General features: G+C 46.7%; 14 protein-coding genes and 2 riboswitches. Of the genes, 11 read left to right on the top strand and 3 right to left on the bottom strand.

What is annotated here, in order from left to right:
- Window positions 1-69 precede the first annotated feature (69 nt).
- The 11 genes from lspA (at window position 70) to ABWW54_RS14240 (ending at window position 12,124) form a co-directional block, all read left to right on the top strand.
- On the top strand, window positions 70-582 hold the full coding sequence (gene lspA / locus ABWW54_RS14290; RefSeq protein ID WP_353413123.1) for a signal peptidase II: 513 nt from the start codon (window positions 70-72) through the stop codon (window positions 580-582).
- A complete protein-coding gene (gene ispH / locus ABWW54_RS14285; protein WP_353413121.1) occupies window positions 563-1,489 on the top strand; it encodes a 4-hydroxy-3-methylbut-2-enyl diphosphate reductase in 927 nt (308 codons plus the stop codon). The genes lspA and ispH overlap by 20 nt, the downstream gene beginning before the upstream one ends.
- A gap of 111 nt (window positions 1,490-1,600) precedes the next feature.
- Complete coding sequence (locus tag ABWW54_RS14280) at window positions 1,601-2,011, top strand: type IV pilin protein (protein ID WP_353413119.1); 411 nt, start codon at window positions 1,601-1,603, stop codon at window positions 2,009-2,011.
- 35 nt (window positions 2,012-2,046) lie between these two features.
- Window positions 2,047-2,595: a prepilin-type N-terminal cleavage/methylation domain-containing protein gene (locus ABWW54_RS14275; protein WP_353413118.1), complete on the top strand. Its 549-nt coding sequence runs from the start codon at window positions 2,047-2,049 to the stop codon at window positions 2,593-2,595.
- Window positions 2,596-2,887: 292 nt separating this feature from the next.
- A complete protein-coding gene (pilV, locus tag ABWW54_RS14270) occupies window positions 2,888-3,607 on the top strand; it encodes a type IV pilus modification protein PilV (protein ID WP_353413116.1) in 720 nt (239 codons plus the stop codon).
- 23 nt (window positions 3,608-3,630) lie between these two features.
- A complete protein-coding gene (locus ABWW54_RS14265; RefSeq protein ID WP_353413114.1) occupies window positions 3,631-4,515 on the top strand; it encodes a PilW family protein in 885 nt (294 codons plus the stop codon).
- On the top strand, window positions 4,512-5,099 hold the full coding sequence (locus ABWW54_RS14260) for a pilus assembly PilX family protein (protein ID WP_353413112.1): 588 nt from the start codon (window positions 4,512-4,514) through the stop codon (window positions 5,097-5,099). The genes ABWW54_RS14265 and ABWW54_RS14260 overlap by 4 nt, the downstream gene beginning before the upstream one ends.
- A gap of 124 nt (window positions 5,100-5,223) precedes the next feature.
- Window positions 5,224-9,609 (top strand): pilus assembly protein, encoded by a 4,386-nt coding sequence (locus ABWW54_RS14255; RefSeq protein WP_353413110.1) that lies wholly within the window; start codon window positions 5,224-5,226, stop codon window positions 9,607-9,609.
- Window positions 9,610-9,762: 153 nt separating this feature from the next.
- The gene (locus ABWW54_RS14250; protein WP_353413108.1) at window positions 9,763-10,725 is read left to right on the top strand and encodes a sensor histidine kinase; all 963 of its coding nucleotides are present in this window, start codon (window positions 9,763-9,765) and stop codon (window positions 10,723-10,725) included.
- A 21-nt stretch (window positions 10,726-10,746) separates the two neighbouring features.
- Entirely contained in the window at window positions 10,747-11,469 is a 723-nt protein-coding gene (locus tag ABWW54_RS14245; RefSeq protein ID WP_353413106.1) for a LytR/AlgR family response regulator transcription factor, read from the top strand.
- Between the two features lie 61 nt (window positions 11,470-11,530).
- Window positions 11,531-12,124 carry a transglycosylase SLT domain-containing protein gene (locus ABWW54_RS14240; protein ID WP_353413485.1) on the top strand — a complete coding sequence of 198 codons (594 nt, stop codon included), beginning with the start codon at window positions 11,531-11,533 and terminating at the stop codon, window positions 12,122-12,124.
- A 124-nt stretch (window positions 12,125-12,248) separates the two neighbouring features.
- Here ABWW54_RS14240 and gcvP read toward each other — a convergent pair whose 3' ends face one another.
- From gcvP to ABWW54_RS14225, 3 genes are all read right to left on the bottom strand, one after another.
- Window positions 12,249-15,062 carry an aminomethyl-transferring glycine dehydrogenase gene (gene gcvP / locus ABWW54_RS14235; RefSeq protein WP_353413104.1) on the bottom strand — a complete coding sequence of 938 codons (2,814 nt, stop codon included), beginning with the start codon at window positions 15,060-15,062 and terminating at the stop codon, window positions 12,249-12,251.
- A gap of 36 nt (window positions 15,063-15,098) precedes the next feature.
- Window positions 15,099-16,193 (bottom strand): glycine cleavage system aminomethyltransferase GcvT, encoded by a 1,095-nt coding sequence (gene gcvT, locus ABWW54_RS14230; protein WP_353413102.1) that lies wholly within the window; start codon window positions 16,191-16,193, stop codon window positions 15,099-15,101.
- A gap of 162 nt (window positions 16,194-16,355) precedes the next feature.
- Window positions 16,356-16,449: riboswitch (glycine riboswitch) on the bottom strand.
- 32 nt (window positions 16,450-16,481) lie between these two features.
- Window positions 16,482-16,596: riboswitch (glycine riboswitch) on the bottom strand.
- A 96-nt stretch (window positions 16,597-16,692) separates the two neighbouring features.
- Window positions 16,693-18,084 carry a sigma-54-dependent transcriptional regulator gene (locus tag ABWW54_RS14225; RefSeq protein ID WP_353413100.1) on the bottom strand — a complete coding sequence of 464 codons (1,392 nt, stop codon included), beginning with the start codon at window positions 18,082-18,084 and terminating at the stop codon, window positions 16,693-16,695.
- Between the last annotated feature and the right edge of the window lie 10 nt (window positions 18,085-18,094).

Here is an 18,094-nt window from a genome sequence, read left to right as displayed (position 1 = left end):
GTTACTGAGGTGTAGAGGGTCCATTTATGTCTTTGTGTAAAATGCTGTAAAAAGGCGAAGTTGTAGAATATGACTAAATTGAAGTGGTTGTGGCTGTCGGTTTCGGTGATAGCAATCGATCAAGCCAGTAAGTATTGGGCTGAACACATACTGAGGTATGGTGTGGTGGAGATTCTGCCTATATTTGATTTTTCCTTGGCACACAATACGGGATCAGCATTTGGGTTCTTAGGTGGTCTGGGTGGAATTCAGCATGTGTTCTTTGTTGGCCTAGCGTTGGTGGTTTCCGTCGTATTAACCGTCTTAATTGCAAAGCTGCAATCGCACGAACGCCATCTAGCCATCGCGTACTCATTGATAATTGCTGGTGCGCTTGGCAATGCCACCGACAGGCTTATTTATCAATACGTAGTAGATTTCATACATTGGTTTTATAAAGATTGGCACTACCCTCACTTTAATGTGGCGGATATTGCGATTTTTATTGGTGCAGGGCTATTGATAGCTGAAGCGTTTGAAAGACCATTTTTAAATACGAAACCATTGACTGAGGCAGATTCACATGAAAATTCTTCTCGCTAACCCTAGGGGCTTTTGTGCTGGTGTAGATCGAGCGATCGATATCGTTGAGCGCGCATTGGAATTGTTTGGCGCGCCTATTTATGTCCGTCACGAGGTAGTTCACAATCGGTTTGTGGTTGATGGGCTGAAGGAAAAGGGCGCCGTCTTTGTGGAGGAGCTTCATGAGGTTCCAGATGGTTCGACCGTCATCTTTAGTGCTCATGGGGTCTCTCAAGCCGTTCAGGAAGAAGCTGCCGGTAGAGAGTTGAAGGTGTTTGACGCGACCTGCCCCTTGGTTACCAAGGTGCACATGGAGGTGAAACGGTATCGTGATCGTGGCACCGAAGTCGTATTGATTGGTCATCAAGGGCACCCAGAAGTGGAGGGCACACTAGGTCAGGCTGACTCAGGCATGCACCTCATTGAGGAGCCTGGCGATGTTGCTGATCTCCGTGTGGTTGATGAAGAAAATCTTGCCTACGTTACGCAGACCACTTTGTCTGTTGACGACACAATGGTTGTTATCGATGCCCTTAAGCGTCGGTATCCAAACATTCAAGGGCCGAAAAAGGACGATATATGCTACGCCACCCAAAATCGTCAAGATGCGGTCAGGGCATTGTCGCGAGATGCAGATGTGGTCATTGTTGTTGGTTCCACAAACAGCTCTAATTCCAATAGGCTGCGTGAGCTGTCTGAAAACATCGGTGTTCCCAGCTATTTAGTAGACCAGCCTGAGCAAATTCAACGTGAGTGGTTCAGTGGGGTGGATGTTGTTGGCATCACCGCTGGAGCGTCAGCCCCCGAAATACTGGTCAAGCAGGTTATCGATCAGGTAAAAGCATGGGGTGGGACCGTTGTTAATGAGGCTAATGGACCCATTGAGAACGTGTCATTTTCTTTGCCGATTGAACTGCGGATTGGTTAAACTATTGCCACTTATCCGCCAATTCACACCGTTAAAGATGCTGTTAGGTGATTTTTCCGTGGATAGTGGGATTATGGGGCGTTGGCAAAAGATTATTGGAAGAGGTAGGTAATGCATACTAGCCAAAATGGTTTCACACTTATTGAGCTCATGATTGTTGTCGCAATCATTGCCATCTTAACGGCGGTCGCACGCCCTATATACACTCAGCACGTAGTACGAGCCAATCGAACAGACGCGATGGAGACGTTAGCTGAGGTTATGAATCAACAACAACGATATGTGTTGCGCCAACGCCAGTACGCTACAGATTTGAGGGACCTCGGTTACGGTAGCGCTTCGGTTGCTACTTCGAGAGGCTTATACACAATCGCTGCAGCGGTTTGTACTAGTTCTACCATTCAACGTTGTATTCAACTAACTGCAACACCATCGGGCTCGCAGGCTGGAGATGGCACTTTGGTGCTAAACAGTCGGGGAGAAAAGACCTGGGATGGTAACGCTGGTTGGCATCACAAGTAAGTAAACGCTAAATTAAATCGCAAAGAGTGAACATCATGGTCAGTCAGAAGTTAAATAGAAATGATGGTTATACGCTGTTGGAATTGATTGTGGCCATTGCAATTATTGCTGGTATTGCCGGTTTTGCCGCTCCAACGTTTACCGGATTCATGGAGCGTCAGTCTATCAAAGCTGATATGCAACGCTTCAGTAAAATTGTTGTCTCAGCTCGCTCTTTGGCAATGACTGTGGATGCGGCTGCTTCAAGGGTTTGCTGGAATACGACCAAGGACCCCATTACGATTGGTGCAACGGTCGTCCCGGCATTCACGTTAGCTTCCTACGCAGGCACATCAACATTAGAGGCAACTCAAAGCATCGCTGAGCAACGCTCCGTCTATCGGTCTAGCGAAAACGACGGTTGTTTTGGGTTTGACTCACAGGGTAGGCTTACTGAGGCCGCGTCGACTCCGATCGTTTTCACCATTTGTAAGGCGGTTGGTGATGCTGTTGACTCACAGCGCATTGAAATTGCAGCAACAGGGCGGTTAGTGATGAGGCCTAATACATCGACGTTAGGAGCGAATGTCCAAAGTTGCGATTAATAGAGTTGCGATTAATTTAGTTGCGATTAATTTAGTTGCGATTAATTTAGTTGCGATTAATTTAGTTGCGATTAATTTAGTCATGCCCCTCACTTGAAATGCTTCGCAATTTTTGTCCCATTCCTGGTCTATTCAAAAGTACATTGACAAACGCCAAATAGGCTCGCTAGAAGGGCTGCGTGTTGTGAAAAATACGCTCGAATTTAGTTGTGTTCAACCTTTTGTCAGGTTTTAAAATCCATTTATCAACAGGTCTGTCGTGAGTTGTTTCGATACACGCTACATTAACATTATGAAATCCAATATTAATACATTTCAGTTAGATGCCTCACGTATGGACAGAGCCCGTGGTGCCACTCTTGTAGAAGCCGTGGTTGCTCTCTTTATATTTTCCTTAGGGGCTTTGGGGTTAGTGTCATTACAGTTAACCTCATTGGTGTCAAGTGGTGATAGCCAGCAGCGATCCGTGGTTTTGTGGAAAGCTCAGGAGTTCGCTGATCGCATTCGTGCTAACAGGGGGGCGGTTGATAAGTATAAAACCGCCATTGGCAACGAGTATAACAACATTGGAAAAGATACTAACGATGGATTGGTTAAATGCGAATCTAGCGGAGTGTTTAAGAAGCCATCGAAGATTTGTGCTGAAACCTCAGGCGATGAGAGCGATCAATGCAATGTGGATGAGATGGTCCACTACGACATTTGGGACGTTTTTTGTAATCCTAATGATGGCCTAGCCGTTCAGTCCAGTGTCGTGGCAGATGGAAACGTGGGGGTGACAAACCTTGAGGTTGCTCTGGGTCAAGTAACTCCGTCAGCGCTCACCATTGGTGGAGCCAACTACACTCCTAATGGGGACCTTGTTCTTGTCATGGAGTGGTTGTCTCGAGAGGCTGAATCAAATACAGATATTGCGTCGACTAAGAACGTCAAAACTGACTTGTGTGGATTGGTGGATGACAGAGATGTCGCCTCAAGTCTTGATGTCTATTGTTTGCGGTTTGCGTTCTAACGCGACTTGATGAGGAATAACTGATGATTAGTTCTGAAATTAGACATTCGCAACACGGCTACACCTTGGTCGAGTTGATGATCGGCTTGTTGATCAGTTTGATGGTCGGCTCTGTGGCGTTGACCTTCATGCTCTCTGGGGCGAGGACCTTATCCAATCAAGGGGCGGAGGACACGATTCAAGAAAATGCGAGGTTCGCATTGGAAATATTGGCCTCTTCGGTGCGGTTGTCAGGTTCAAACACCAGCAAAGACCCGCAGACCGCAACCTTGTCGCAAGGGGTCTTCCGTGAAGCTATTTGTGCTAATAAAGATTGCAATGTCAATAACGCAGAACACAAGACGGGCACGGCCGGTAAGAACGCCATCATTTCCGCGACTGACGTGGCGGCATTTGAATATATATCCAATCAAGGAAAAACCTGCACAGGCACCGACATTACCTTCGAGCAGCAAGTGGTTCAAGTCTATTACATCGCAGACCCGGAAGACGACGGTGTGTCTTCATTGTATTGCGCAGCCTATCTAGCAAGCCTTAATTATGTCTCTAACACGTTTACCGGTCACGTCGCGTCTGGCAATGCCGTGCCGTTGATTGATGGCGTAGAAATGCTTCAGGTTCAATACGGATTGGATTCTGATTCAGATGGGTTAATCGATGGTTATGTGTCCTACGCAAACTTAGATCCAGCACCGGCCAAGGTGTCTGGGTTGCGAGCGATTAAGATTGGGCTTGTGTTTAGTAATACCCAAGAAGAGGTCGCAGGCTCACAAAACACTGAAAATAAGAAGAGCCGAACCTACACGGCGCTTGATGGCAGCCTTACGGCCAATGATGCTGTGCTTCGACAGTCGGTCTCGACCACCATCTTCCTCCCTAACATCATTCCTAATGCGGACGAAACATGAATATTTCACGACAAACCTATTCTGCTCACTTCCCAAAACAGAAATTTGCCGCTCGGCAAAACGGCGTAGCCCTGATCATGGTGTTGACGGTGTTGTTTGCTCTGACGTTGTTAGGCTTGGCGTCGACCGACAGCAGTAATTTGCAAGCACTTATGGTTCGCAATAACCAGTTTCGCTTAGAAGTCTTCAATGCTGGATTAAGTGAAATAGACGATCAACTGAGCTACTACTCAACTGAAAAGGGTACGGTACCCTTATTTTACGCAATTCGACTTGACGAAACATTTGGTGTTGCTAGCACAACGACCGGGAGTCGTGCGCTCAAGGCAACGTCCTCTGAAGCCGCGCAACCCACTGATGTCGGGGGTGTTATTGGTTTGGATCCTGGGTTTCAGGAAATTACGTCGAACCCACTGTTCGATAAAGAACTGGTTCTTACCAGAGAAGGACAGTGCCCCTTGTACAACAACACCGTTGGGGGCGTTAAAAAATGCAGCCTGATGGAATTGGAGATGAATACCGGATACAAGGGGACAAATATAAGTTCTGGGCAAAATCAACAGTTTGCGTTTTCGTCCTTTTAATCTCGAAAAATTTATGAGCGTTCTTTGTTGCCTATAGAGTTGCCTTTAGATCAACAGAATAACGCCGAATTAGCAGTCAGCTTGTTAATGATTAACAGCAGTATGAAACTTGGTACTTAGTATTATGAACAGTCAATTAGGTTTATATTTAAAGCGTCTATCAGTCTCTTTGGTGGCGTTTCAATTGTCCTTTTTCGTTGGTGCGGCCCAAGCAGAAGATATCGGTATCTTTGCGGGCCTGACAGGCGATGGAAGTCTGACGCCAACGGAGTTCAAACCTAATATTTTATTTCTGCTCGATACGTCAGGCAGTATGAACGATGCTGAGCCCCAATCGACCACAGTCGCAAAACCACCCTTCAATCCGGATGATTTCACAACGACCAGTAAAGACCTGTATCTCTATACATCGGATCGTACGTTCAGTGGTCAGGTAATAGCTGAGTCTGAAAATAACTGTAAGGCGGCAACGGATTTTTTTGCCGACGCGTCCAATGCGTTAGTTCCGGAGTATTTTGATCAATTAGCGCAATGGCAGTATAAGCCCTCGGAGTCAATTCCAAATCAAGATTGCGAGGCTGGTGTTTCAGGAACTGATTCAATTTCAAGTAGTCCAAAACAGAGTTTCGTTGAGCTGACTTCATTTACAGGGGTTATTCAACCTGGAAGGACGTTAAAGATTGAGCTTATAGGTAAAAAGAGAAGCATATTTAGAGTTTATTATCTTGATAGCTCTAACAACCGCGTGGACATCACTGGGAATGGGGTGGTTAATTCGAATGACTCAATAAACAGTTGCGGGGGTGAAGTCGGCGGTAACACACTGAAATATTGTGGAGAAACCGTACCAACGGGCTTCGACATTACCGGTATACAGATTTTCTATTATCGCGTTAATGGCAACAACAACAATAATAATAAATGGGCTGAAGCCACTTTTGAGCATCCGCAGGAATGCGTCTCTAATCCCACTGTTATTCCAGCCGCGGGTGATTGGGTAGAATCGGTCACCGGAAATGATTATTCGTTTGTGTCAATCGAGTGTTCTAATGATTACGGTGAGCACGGTGGTGGCGCGAGTGCTACCACGGAAAAATGGCCTCAACGCAGTGAATCCACTCATACGGACCCGAGTGAGCCTAACTTTGTGTCCAGTGCCAGTAACCCTGATGTGTTGAATTGGAATTTGACGGAATTTCCAGAAAAATACCTTGTCACGGCTAAATACCATGAGTATTTGCAAATGGACGCGCTGGACTTTTTAACCTCAACGCCCATTAAGCTCTCTACCACCGGTTATTCGAGTACGAGTGCATTTTGTAGCGTGGATTCGAATTCGAATAAGTACATTGAAGATAACGACGGTCTTGTTTATCACTGTATCAGGCGAATTGAGACCTTGAAACGCGCGACTGAGCTCATTATTGAAGGTATGCAAAATGCCAATGTTGGGATCGCGCGTTTCAATACTTCGAATGGTGGTTCTGTCATTGAGCGAATAAGAGACTTAGATGGTACTGATGTTCGAACAGACTTGAAAGCTTCAGTTAGGGCATTACCAGCCAGTGGCAGCACACCGTTACAGGAATCACTGTATACATCTTACTTGTACTTCGCTGGGGAGAAGCCGATCAATGCTACACAAGATAAGAGAATAGTTAGAGACTCGGGTACCAATCGAACCCAGTACTACTCTAATGATATCCAATACATTAGTTACGACATCAACGATCCTCAAGCAATTGATGATGATACTGATAAGTTTATTTCACCGATTAAAGACACTGGAGGCTCTGGTTCCAAGGTGTGTCAAGACAACAGTATCATCTTGTTTTCGGACGGCACGCCCACGTCAGATTCAAGTTCAAATGTTCGAAATGCAATTAAAGCCCTTGATGGCAGTATTAACGACTCAAATTGTACCTCTGAAAGTGGAGGGTGTTTGGATGAACTTGCCGGTTTTATGGCTAACAATAATGTTAACAGCACCTTGGGCAAGACGAATCGTGTATACACCTACACCGTTGGGTATGCATTAGCTGGAACCACAGGTAATGACAGATTAAAGGCGGCGTCAAACGCTGGCAGACGCGCTGGAGCGTTGTTAGATTCACAACATAAAGACGCGAGCGATGTCGATACCTTGGTAACCGCGTTCAGAAGTATTTTGCGCGATATTCGCGAAGTTTCTAGCGACAGTTTTGTTGCACCGGCTGTGGCCGTGAATGCGTTCAACCGATTGCAGTTCCGAAACGATTTATACTTTGCCGTGTTTAAGCCTCGTGATACGACCCGCTGGAACGGAAACTTTAAGAAGTACAAGGTTAATAGCAGCGGGGAAATCATTGATCAAAACGGCAATAAGGCCATCGGTGAAGATGGATTCTTCGCAGACGGAGCGGTCAGTGAGTGGACGACGGGTGATGCGGACGGGTCTGACGTATTAAAAGGTGGCGCAGCAAGGCGTTTGACCACCCCTCCACGTAAGATTTACGCTAGCTTAGATGCAAATGCCACGGGTGCGGTTCCGCAGCTAACCAGTACAACGGACTTTTTAACCAAAGTAACCACCGCTAACATTAATATTGGAGAAGTGGGTTCCAATACGGTGCCTGGGTCTGCCCCAGCTGGAACGTTATCGGAATTAGCGCAAAATCGCCTTGATATCATCGACTGGACATTCGGTAAGGACGTAGAGCAAGAGCTTGGTGGAGCATCGACTGGCCCAAATTTTTTCTTGGGCGAGAGTTTGCACGGTACGCCATTCGTAATTGACTTTGGTGTTGAAGGCGCGCCTCAAGACGTGTTGTTTGCATCAACCAACCAAGGTCTTATTCATGCGTTTAATGGTCAGACCGGTGATGAATTGTGGTCGTACGTGCCTGACCCGAGTCTTTTCAGAAACTTAGGAAACTATTTTAATGATGACGAATCGGGTCTATCCAGCCATCGCTATGGAGTTGACGGCGAGATGCTGATTGAGGCTGATCGGGATGCCGATGGAAAACTTACCGCGGTGGAAATGTTTGTAGGTCAGCGCCGAGGCGGTAAGAACTATTTCGCCCTTGATTTGACTGATGCTAAGAAAAGTAGCAGCCCTATTAAGAAAAAATGGACCGTGAGCGATGACGTATTGACACGTCTTGGACAGACCTGGGCCAAGCCGGTCACCGCCACGATCAACTATTGCGCTAAAAATGAAGACTGCGCTCCTAGAAAAGTGGTGGTTCTTGCGGGTGGTTATGATCTAGCGTACGACGAGCAAGTAACGACAACCGGGGGCGGAAAGGCCAAGAAGGCGTTAACGGATATTGCGGGTACGGTCAAAGGTAATGCCATCTATATGGTCGATCGAGATTCCGGAAAACTTCTGTGGGTGGCTGGTAAAGAAGGTCAAGTTGGCGCTGATATTTCAGGCGCTGAGCATGGTTGGTATACCAATGATGAGATGAATCACAGCTTTCCAACACCTCCTACTATGATCGATGGCGATTTTGATGGCATAGCGGACTTCATGTACGCCTTGGATGTGGCAGGTAGAATTTGGCGATTTGACTTTTCAGGTGACATTGACACATCCGTTGATCCGAGCACATCGGCGGTCACGATTACGGTGGATGAAAATGACATCACCCACGGAGATAATGGCGATGGCGTAGATGAGAACAATGAGGTGTCTGGTGGCATTATCGCTCACCTTAGTGATATTGCTGATAACCGCCGTTTCTTCAATCCATTGGATATTTCGTTGACGGCTCGTTCTGAAAGTGACTTTGCGCGTTACAATATTGTGGCTGGTTCGGGAAACAGGCCTCATCCAATCGATGATGAAGTAGCCGAGAATAACCTCTATTTTGTTTTCGACCGCAATGTGTCTCGTCCCAAATATGAGCTGAACAATCAAGACCAACCTATTGGTGTTACGTACGAATACGTAGAAGATAGGTTTGACGCATCAGTAACTGACGTGATTGATGATTCTGTATTGCCTAGTAAGGAAAATTCCGATGACCTCGAATTCTTTGACACAATTATTAAAGATGGAGAAGAAGAGCTTGTTCAAGGCGAGAACTATCATGGTTTTCACATTGCGTTAGATGCGGCAAATGCCGAAAAGATGTTGAACCCAACGTTGACAGATGATGGACAAGTGCTCGCCGTTAGTTATTCGCCTGAAGCAGTAGGCGATCGCGCTTGTCAAAATGGCGTTGGTACGTCGTTCCTCTATCAGATCGACTTAGTAACTGGACGAGCAGCGAGACTGACCTTGAGTCGAGCGGGTATCAGTGCGCCGCCTGTGGTTATCGAGATTGATAACGATGATGATCCAGATAATGATTCCGGAACAAAGAAAATATTGATCATCGGTTCAGAGGCGTTTGATGCCAGTGGTTCGGGCCCATCTGTTGTTGAAGACGACGACATTGACGAGCTGGTTGATCCTGGTTTAGGTGAAACTACCACAGGCTCTGTCCAAAAAGTTAATTGGTGGGAGCGGAGTAAGCGTTAGCTAGGTAATGCTTTTTTAATAAAGAGGCACCTGAGCAGGGTGCCTTTTTTTGTCTTGGCGAAAATGGCTTGCCGTACAGATAGAGTGAGATAGTAATTGAAAACAACGCGTCCCATCTTAATACCCAACATGTCGCGGATTAGTAACGTGCTTATGGCGTTACTTGCGACGCAGATGGTGGTGTTTGTGTATTGGTTGGTCAGTGACCCCGGCTTAAGTTGGGTAAATCTTGGCCTGTATTCGGTCTATACTCTATGGCTGGTTTTGCCCACATTGGCGATCATTTATGAACTAAGAAAGGTGATCACCAAGCAACCCGAATTCAGACGGGTTCTGATATTGATTGCTGTGTTCTCTTGCGCCCTTTTCGTTGTGGAGTGTGGTGCGATGTTTGTGCTGAGTTCTTCAGAAAATTGGCTGCCAAATCCTCTCCGGTTTTTGCGGATGTGGCTAGCCTTTATGTTAGTTCTGCTGATTATCTATCGGGCTTGGTTGCTTTTGGCTAGATTAAAAGAGTTGGATCGAGCGGAAGCCGACTCGCGTTTAGAAGCCTTACAAGCTCGGATTCAGCCTCACTTTCTGTTTAACAGTTTGAATACAATTTCCGAGCTGGCGGCCTCAATGCCAGACAAAGCGGAAGAAGCAATTCAATCTTTGGCGATGTTGTTTCGCGTCAGTCTTGAAAATAGGGACAGCCAACACTCTCTTGAGAAGGAGATTACCCTTTGTCGTCGATTTGTTTCGTTGGAATCCTGGCGTGTTTCTGGTGGTGTTGACATCGAATACGATATTGATATCAGGAAACCGAAAAAATGGTTGGTTCCTAAATTGATTTTGCAGCCACTGGTGGAAAATGCGATAAAGTATGGGCGTCCATCAGAAACAGGCGCGCCGATCAGGTTGAGCATCTCTGAATCGAGAAGAGCGGTGTCAATCAAAATTGTAAACGCAATTTTTGAATCAAATGATATTAGTGGTGGGCACGGTATTGCGGTGCAGAACATTCAAGACAGGCTGTTTGCACTTTACGACGACCGGTTTACTTTCAGCCAAAGATCAGTCGACAAGGAGCACTACGTGCTAATACAGTTCCCAAAAGTAAAAGTGGTCGCATAGCGAATTAAATGGTTATTTATAATGCAAATTAGGACTCTGATAGTCGATGATGAACCTCTTGCTCGAGCAAGAATGGAGCGCTTGTTGTCACAGATTGATGTGATTGACGTCGTTGGAGCCGCGTGTGATGGACGAGAAGCGTTAAAAATGGTTGATGAGCTCAGTCCAAACCTGATTTTTATGGACGTTCAGATGCCGCACATGAATGGCTTGGACGCCGCCAGTGCGATTATGGAGAGGTTTGAGGATGATCCTCCGGCCATTATATTTTGTACAGCTTTCGATCAGTACGCGATCGACGCCTTTAAAGTGAGTGCGTCGGATTACTTGCTTAAACCTGTTTCAGTTACTGACCTAGAAGACGCGATTGATAGAGCTTGCTTAGTCTCACAATTGCGAAAGCCTGAGCAATTGGATGAGTCAAATTTTTTGCCTATTAAGCATCTAAATTATGTCGAAAAACGTCCAATGTCTGATGTTGTTTATTTTCGTAGTGAAGGTAAGCACGTCGTCGTCGGGTTGACGGATGCGACGGAGGTATTCATTGACTCTACACTTAAAGATCTAGAGCAGAAGTATTTCAGTAAAATGGTGAGAGTGCATCGTAATAGTCTGCTATCTCGAGAGCGGCTAACCAAGTTAGTCAGAGGTCCGGAAGGCGATTTTGTGGAACTGTCCGGGTCTGATAAAGTGTTTCAAGTAAGTAGGCGTATGTTAAGTGAAGTCAAAAAGTGTTTTGGATGATTCAGCGTTAACGATGAAAGAACAGTGGGTAGAACTAAGCATTAAGCTAACTTGGGGCGGCATGGTTGTTCTCTTTTGCTTAGCGTTAACGGCTTGTGCAACAAAACCGGTGACTTCCAGTAAAGTGGAGAATTTGTGCCATATATTTAAGGAAAAGCCTAAGTGGTATCAGGCAGCGAAAAAAAGCACGGCTCGATGGGGCGGCAATATTCAATTGCCAATGTCCATTATCTATCAAGAATCGACATTCAAGCGGGATGCTCGACCCAAACGTAAGAAAATCCTAGGGTTTATTCCTGGGAGTCGCCCGAGTAATGCTTATGGGTACGCTCAAGCATTAACTGGTACGTGGGGTGACTATGAAAGAGAGATTGGGAACAGTCGTAAAAGAAGAGACAACTTCGCTGACGCCTTTGATTTTATTCAATGGTACGTAAATAAGACTCAGCAGCGAAATAAGGTTTCAAAATGGGACTATGATGCGCACTACCTAAATTACCATGAAGGGCAGGGAGGCTACGCGAGGGGGACTTATAAGTCTAAAAAGTGGTTGTTGAATACGGCCGCCAGAGTAGACGCCAGAGCAACTCGGTACGGAGCGCAACTAGTGACCTGTAAAAATGAATTAGATTCAATGAAAACAGGCTGGTTTTAGCCTGTCCCGATCTACAAGACGCTTTTTATTAGTTAGCGAGCCAGTATTGTATTTTAAGCTTATACCCTGGAGCAGGGTATAAGCTAATTTCAAATACTTTCAGCAATCAAAATCAGTTTGAGGCTTATTCGTACTCACTCATCGACGGGCAACTGCATATTAGGTTTTTGTCTCCATAAACATTGTCTATTCTTCCGACTGGCGGCCAATATTTAACGGACTGATCCGACTTATCATCGGGGTGGCTAGCGTATAAGCGAGAATAGGGCGCGGGCCATTCATTTTGAAGAACAAAGTGAGAGGTGTGTGGCGCATTACTTAATGCTGAATTGTCTGGCGCAACACGACCTTCTTTAACCTCTAAATACTCCGAGTAAATACCTTGCATGGCGCGACAAAACCGATCAAGCTCTGCTCTTGATTCGCTTTCGGTGGGTTCTATCATGAGCGTACCTGGGACGGGAAAACTCATGGTTGGCGCATGAAAACCATAATCTATTAAGCGCTTGGCTATATCGTCCACCGTAACGCCATGGTCTTTCATTGGGCGCGTGTCAATAATACATTCATGAGCCACTAAATCAGACGCTCCGGTAAATAGAATCGGATAGTTATCTTTTAGCTTGTGCGCGATGTAATTAGCACTGAGGATGGCGACCTGCGTTGCCTTACGAAGGCCATCGGCGCCCATCATTCGGATGTACATCCAAGAGATCGGAAGAATACTGGCACTGCCATAAGGCGCTGAACTGATGAGCGCGCCGGTCCTCGTAGGGTCGACTCCATCTTTCGGCATAAACGGAGCCAGATGAGCACCAACGCCAATGGGGCCCACACCGGGTCCACCACCGCCATGCGGAATACAAAATGTCTTGTGTAGATTTAGATGCGACACATCGCCACCGAATTTTCCTGGTTGAGCCACACCAACCAGCGCGTTTAGATTAGCGCCGTCGATGTATACCTGTCCGCCAGCGGCGTGCACGGCTTCACAGACTTTGGTTACGTCTTCTTCGAATACACCGTGGGTCGACGGGTAGGTAATCATAATGGCGGCGACTTTACCTTTATTCGCAGCAATTTTTTCATTTAGATCAACTAAATCCACATTGCCCCGTTCATCGCATTTAACAACGACAACCTTCATGTTCGCCATTTGAGCGCTGGCGGGGTTTGTTCCGTGTGCCGAGCTTGGAATGAGGCAAATATCACGCTCAGTATCTCCGTTGGATTCATGATAAGCCTTGATGGCTAATAGACCGGCATATTCACCTTGCGAACCGGCATTGGGTTGCAAGGACATTGCATCGTAGCCTGTACAGGCGCACAGCATCTCTTCTAATTGAGAGATCATTTCTCTGTAGCCAGCGGTTTGATCGAGTGGCGCCATAGGGTGAATATTTGAAAATTCAGGCCAAGTGACGGGCGTCATTTCTGACGCTGCATTCAATTTCATCGTGCAGGAACCGAGTGGAATCATGGCGCGGTCCAAGGCAATGTCCTTTTCAGACAATCTGCGCAAGTAACGCATCATTTCCGTTTCGCTGTGATAGCGGTGGAAAACCTCTTGCGTTAGATAATTATCAGATCTTAAATATTGCGCGTCTATTTCATTAGAAAGTTCAATCTCATCGGGATTGACTCCAATGCAAGCCAATAGTGCATCTAGGTCTTTCTGAGTCGTGGTCTCATCAAAGGCGACGGACACGGTATTCGAATCACGTTTGTTTAAGTTATAGCCTTTGGCTAATGCGGCACTAATCAGCTCATCAGCATCGATGTTAGAGAGTGTTGCGGTGTCGAATATTGTTTGTGAGACAACGAGCCCTTTCGAGTCAGCCGCTTGAGCAAATGTTCTGGCGAATCTGTGAGTACGTAGCGCTGTTGAGCGAAGTCTTTTGGGGCCTTGATAGCAAGCGTATAGGGTTGCCATGATCGCGAGCAGTGCTTGGGCGGTACATATGTTCGACGTCGCTTTTTCGCGACGAATATGTTGCTCTCGAGTTTGCAAAGCAAGGCGATAGGCTGGCTTGCCGTGAACGTCTAATGACTGTCCGACCAGGCGACCTGGCATCGATCGTTTATACTTATCTTTTACCGCGAAGAAAGCCGCGTGAGGACCGCCGAAGCCAAGAGGAACACCAAAGCGTTGAGAGTTGCCGACAACGATATCGGCCCCCAGCTCGCCAGGTGACTTAAGCATCGTGAGAGCGAGTAGGTCGCTGGCCATGATGACCAATGCTCCTTCGGCATGCGCAGAGTCGCAAAGTGACGATAAGTCTTGGACCGTTCCTTGTGTATCAGGATATTGAACTATCACACCAAATGTGTCGTCCCAACTTTCTATCGGCTCAACTTCGTCAAACAATTCAATTTCGATGCCAAGAGGCGTCGCGCGCGTACGGATTATCTCAAGAGTTTGAGGATGGCAATGTTTTGACACTAGGCATTTATTGCGCTTGCCCTTTAAAGCTCTATGAGCCAAAGTCAGTGCTTCGCCTGCCGCAGTGCCTTCGTCCAGCAAAGAGGCGTTAGCGATGTCCATGCCGGTCAGTTCACTGACCATGGTTTGGTAGTAAAAAAGGACTTCTAAGCGTCCTTGGGAAATTTCCGGCTGATACGGTGTATAGGCGGTGTACCAAGCCGGGTTTTCCATTACATTCCGCAGGATGACATTGGGGGTATGGGTGCCGTAATAGCCTTGCCCGATAAGCGAAGTAATGACCTTATTTTTGCTTGCTAACGCTTTTAGTTCAGCAAGGGCGGCTTCTTCACTTAACCCATTTCTAAGATTTAAGGGTGAATCATCGGCGATACTTGCGGGGACCACTTCTTTTGTTAATTCGTCAAGCGAACGGTACCCAAGCTCTGTGAGCATAGATTGAATGTCTTGATCGTTTAGGCCAATGTGGCGGCTATCAAATTCAGGATTTGTCATAGGATTTGCTTCTTAATTGGAGTGTGCTGAGTTGGCTTAAACGAATGGGTATTTAACCACACGCGCGGTCAGCATTTTGTTGCGAACGGCGATGTTTACAGTATCGTCCAGCGCTGGCTTGGATGCAGAGACAACGCGTGCAAGCGCGATGGATTTTTCTAGCGTAGGTGAAAAAGTGCCGCTGGTGATTTCGCCAATTTCAATGTCATTTGAAAACACCTTTTGATGGCCTCTTAACACGCCGCGATCTTCTAATACGAGTCCAATCATTGAATGTTTGGCTGGTATTTCAAGGTTCGCTTTGCCAACGAAGTCCCGCTCTTCAGTGAGTGAAACGGTCCATTTAAGTCCGCTGTCGAGCGGCGTGTGTTGCTCGTCTAAGTCATTGCCGTAAAGAGCCATTCCCGCTTCCAAACGAAGCGTGTCTCTGGCACCCAGTCCGCAAGGTTGAACCTTTCTCTCTAACAATGCCTCCCAGAGTTGGTTTGCGTAGTCGGCAGACACAATCAGCTCGACCCCATCTTCGCCCGTATACCCCGTTCGACCGATAAACTTATCTCCATTGAAGACGCCCTGAAAGCGTTTCAGGGACGCAATGGATTCCGCAAATTCTTGATCGACAACAGACCTAACTCGTTCAATGGCATTTGGACCTTGGACTGCCAGTAAGGCGAGTTCCGGCCGTTCGGTAATGATAATTTCATGCCCTTGAGCGAGCTGGTTGAGCCAAGCCATGTCGCGTTCATTGGTACTGGCATTGGTAACCAATCGGCAGTGATTGTCGTCAAGGTAATAGACAATCAAATCATCTATGACTCCGCCGTCTTCATTTAACATGCAGCTATAAAGTGCTTTTCCTGGCGTGCCGGAGATTTTTTCAACATTGTTCGCTAAAGTGGATTTTAAAAATGCTAACGTGTCTTTGCCCGTTATGTCTGAGACCGTCATGTGAGACACGTCAAACATGCCGCAATCGCTTCGTACGGCATGATGCTCTTCAACTTGCGAGCCGTAGTTAACGGGCAGTGCCCAGCCACCAAAATCGACGATCTTGGCTCCTAATTTGCAATGCTGGTCGTATAAAGGAGTTCGGTTCGGCTCTGAGTAGGCCTTTGCGTTGTTTTCGCTCATGATAATTGCTCGCTGGTACCGTTAATCGTCTAATGCTGGTTTCGTCCTTGCCAACTGACCTTGCAAATCACCGTATTGGTGACCGATAAGACCATATAAACAGCGCAGACGAAACAATGGGCGACACCGCTTCGCACTAACTAAAGGCGGAAAATGGTGTTCGTCTGCTCCTCTGTCCGGTTACCTGAAAGATTACCTCTTCGGTGGTCTTGCACAATCAGAGTGGATAGTGAAAACGCTCTCCAGAGACAACTTGAAAAAACATTCAACAATGACGTTGTGTGTTTTTCCTATTCCACGGTCCTTTTGCCTGAGCGGTTACGAGCTCGTTGCGCCTTCGGCGGACAATCACGATTAGTTCAGCACGATGTGCGTTGGATTGTCTCTCTCCCATGGAAGTGAGTTGCGGCGCAAGTATAACTCACACCAACGCCTGATCGCCAGCGCGGGAGTGTTGATAATCGCAATCCAAGCGCATGATAGTCCTTCGTGAATCACGCTAGCCAGTACGAAATGATTGGGCTTCAATTCTATGCTTTTTAAGCAATCGATGAAATTCCGTTCGATTGCGCTTCGCAATTTCAGCCGCTTTAGTTACGTTGCCGTTTGTCAACTTTAAGATATTGGTTAGATAGTCGCGTTCGAATTGGCGCTGTGCCGTACTCAATGGCGGTATTTCATGAATGGGGTTGTTAAGTCGACTACGCACTAGCCTTTCAGAAACAACCTTCGTGGGAGATAAGCGAGCGCATTGCTGCACTACGTTGAGTAGGTGGCGAGTATTACCCGGCCATGTTGATTGTAATAAGGTTTGGATAGCCTTGTTTGAGAATCGCATGTCGGGCTTGTCGGCGTAGATCGAAAGACTATGATTTGCGATTACAGGAATGTCTTCAGGGCGTTCAGACAAACTGGGAATTCTTAACACCGTGGCGTTGAGTGTTTGAGTATCTGATACTATTTTCTGGGAACGTTGATTGCTGCCCACATTAATGTTGGTGGTTGCTATCAGGCGCACTTTTACTGGGTATTGAGGACCGCCGTCAAGGTGGGTCGAGTAGCCGTTTATGATTGCGCTTAGCACTTTTTGTACCATGTCATCCGTTGCTTGCTCGTAATCGCTGATGAGCAAGGTGGTTTTGACAGCTGATCTTAATAAGCCAGGAATATCAGGTTGGTCATATGAACCTTCACCGATAAAGCCAAAAAGTTCTTTCACTATCACATTGCGCGGAAGTGAAGTGCAGGAGATATGGCGAAGTTGCTGGTCTTTGTAGGTGCTCAGTTGGTGAATGATGTCTGCCAGTTGATCTTTGCCAGTGCCTGGCTCGCCTTCGATGAGTATCAGATTCGTTGTGGTGGCGTGTATTTTAGTTTGAGAGAGCAACGCTTGCATTTTGGCGCTTTTGAACAATAACGATGAGCAGAGTTTTAGGGTGTCTCCATTGTCACCTTGGCTGGGTGCTCGGTAACCCGTTGCAGTAAGTGCTTGATGAATTTTCTCTAGCAGCTCGATACTGTCAAAGGGTTTGCTAAGATAGGCCGCCACACCGGCTTGAGTCGCCTCAACTGCCTCAGCAATGGTGCCATGAGCCGTTAGTAGGATTACAGGGGTTAGTGGGTTTTTGGAGTGAATGTGGCTGAAAAGCTCAATGCCAGAAATTCCAGGCATTTTCAGATCAGTGATTACCAGGTCCGCCGAGAAGTGCTCAAGGGTGCTTAGTGCCGCTTCTCCTGAGCTAGCAAACTCTAGTTCAAATTTAAGCGACTTTAGTCGCAGCCCCATGAGTTTTAGTAGATCGTCGTTATCATCGACTACCAGTATTTTTGCTCCCCAATAATTGGGGTCCGCGACCAGTTGATTTGCGGGTTTTCTCACGGATTGTTGCATGGTCATATTG

The sequence above is a fragment of the Arenicella sp. 4NH20-0111 genome (genome assembly GCF_040366405.1).
In the GTDB taxonomy this organism is placed as follows: Bacteria; Pseudomonadota; Gammaproteobacteria; order Arenicellales; family Arenicellaceae; genus Arenicella.
This window is presented reverse-complemented; position numbering and strand designations above follow the sequence as displayed.

Excerpts from the sequence above, each read along its gene's own strand:
- ABWW54_RS14225 (WP_353413100.1), bottom strand. The coding sequence starts at position 18,084 with ATGCAACAATCCGTGAGAAAACCCGCAAATCAACTGGTCGCGGACCCC.
- ABWW54_RS14250 (WP_353413108.1), top strand. The coding sequence starts at position 9,763 with ATGGCGTTACTTGCGACGCAGATGGTGGTGTTTGTGTATTGGTTGGTC.
- ispH (WP_353413121.1), top strand. The coding sequence starts at position 563 with ATGAAAATTCTTCTCGCTAACCCTAGGGGCTTTTGTGCTGGTGTAGAT.
- ABWW54_RS14265 (WP_353413114.1), top strand. The coding sequence starts at position 3,631 with ATGATTAGTTCTGAAATTAGACATTCGCAACACGGCTACACCTTGGTC.
- ABWW54_RS14280 (WP_353413119.1), top strand. The coding sequence starts at position 1,601 with ATGCATACTAGCCAAAATGGTTTCACACTTATTGAGCTCATGATTGTT.
- lspA (WP_353413123.1), top strand. The coding sequence starts at position 70 with ATGACTAAATTGAAGTGGTTGTGGCTGTCGGTTTCGGTGATAGCAATC.
- ABWW54_RS14240 (WP_353413485.1), top strand. The coding sequence starts at position 11,531 with ATGGTTGTTCTCTTTTGCTTAGCGTTAACGGCTTGTGCAACAAAACCG.
- gcvP (WP_353413104.1), bottom strand. The coding sequence starts at position 15,062 with ATGACAAATCCTGAATTTGATAGCCGCCACATTGGCCTAAACGATCAA.
- ABWW54_RS14245 (WP_353413106.1), top strand. The coding sequence starts at position 10,747 with ATGCAAATTAGGACTCTGATAGTCGATGATGAACCTCTTGCTCGAGCA.
- pilV (WP_353413116.1), top strand. The coding sequence starts at position 2,888 with ATGAAATCCAATATTAATACATTTCAGTTAGATGCCTCACGTATGGAC.
- ABWW54_RS14260 (WP_353413112.1), top strand. The coding sequence starts at position 4,512 with ATGAATATTTCACGACAAACCTATTCTGCTCACTTCCCAAAACAGAAA.
- ABWW54_RS14255 (WP_353413110.1), top strand. The coding sequence starts at position 5,224 with ATGAACAGTCAATTAGGTTTATATTTAAAGCGTCTATCAGTCTCTTTG.
- gcvT (WP_353413102.1), bottom strand. The coding sequence starts at position 16,193 with ATGAGCGAAAACAACGCAAAGGCCTACTCAGAGCCGAACCGAACTCCT.
- ABWW54_RS14275 (WP_353413118.1), top strand. The coding sequence starts at position 2,047 with ATGGTCAGTCAGAAGTTAAATAGAAATGATGGTTATACGCTGTTGGAA.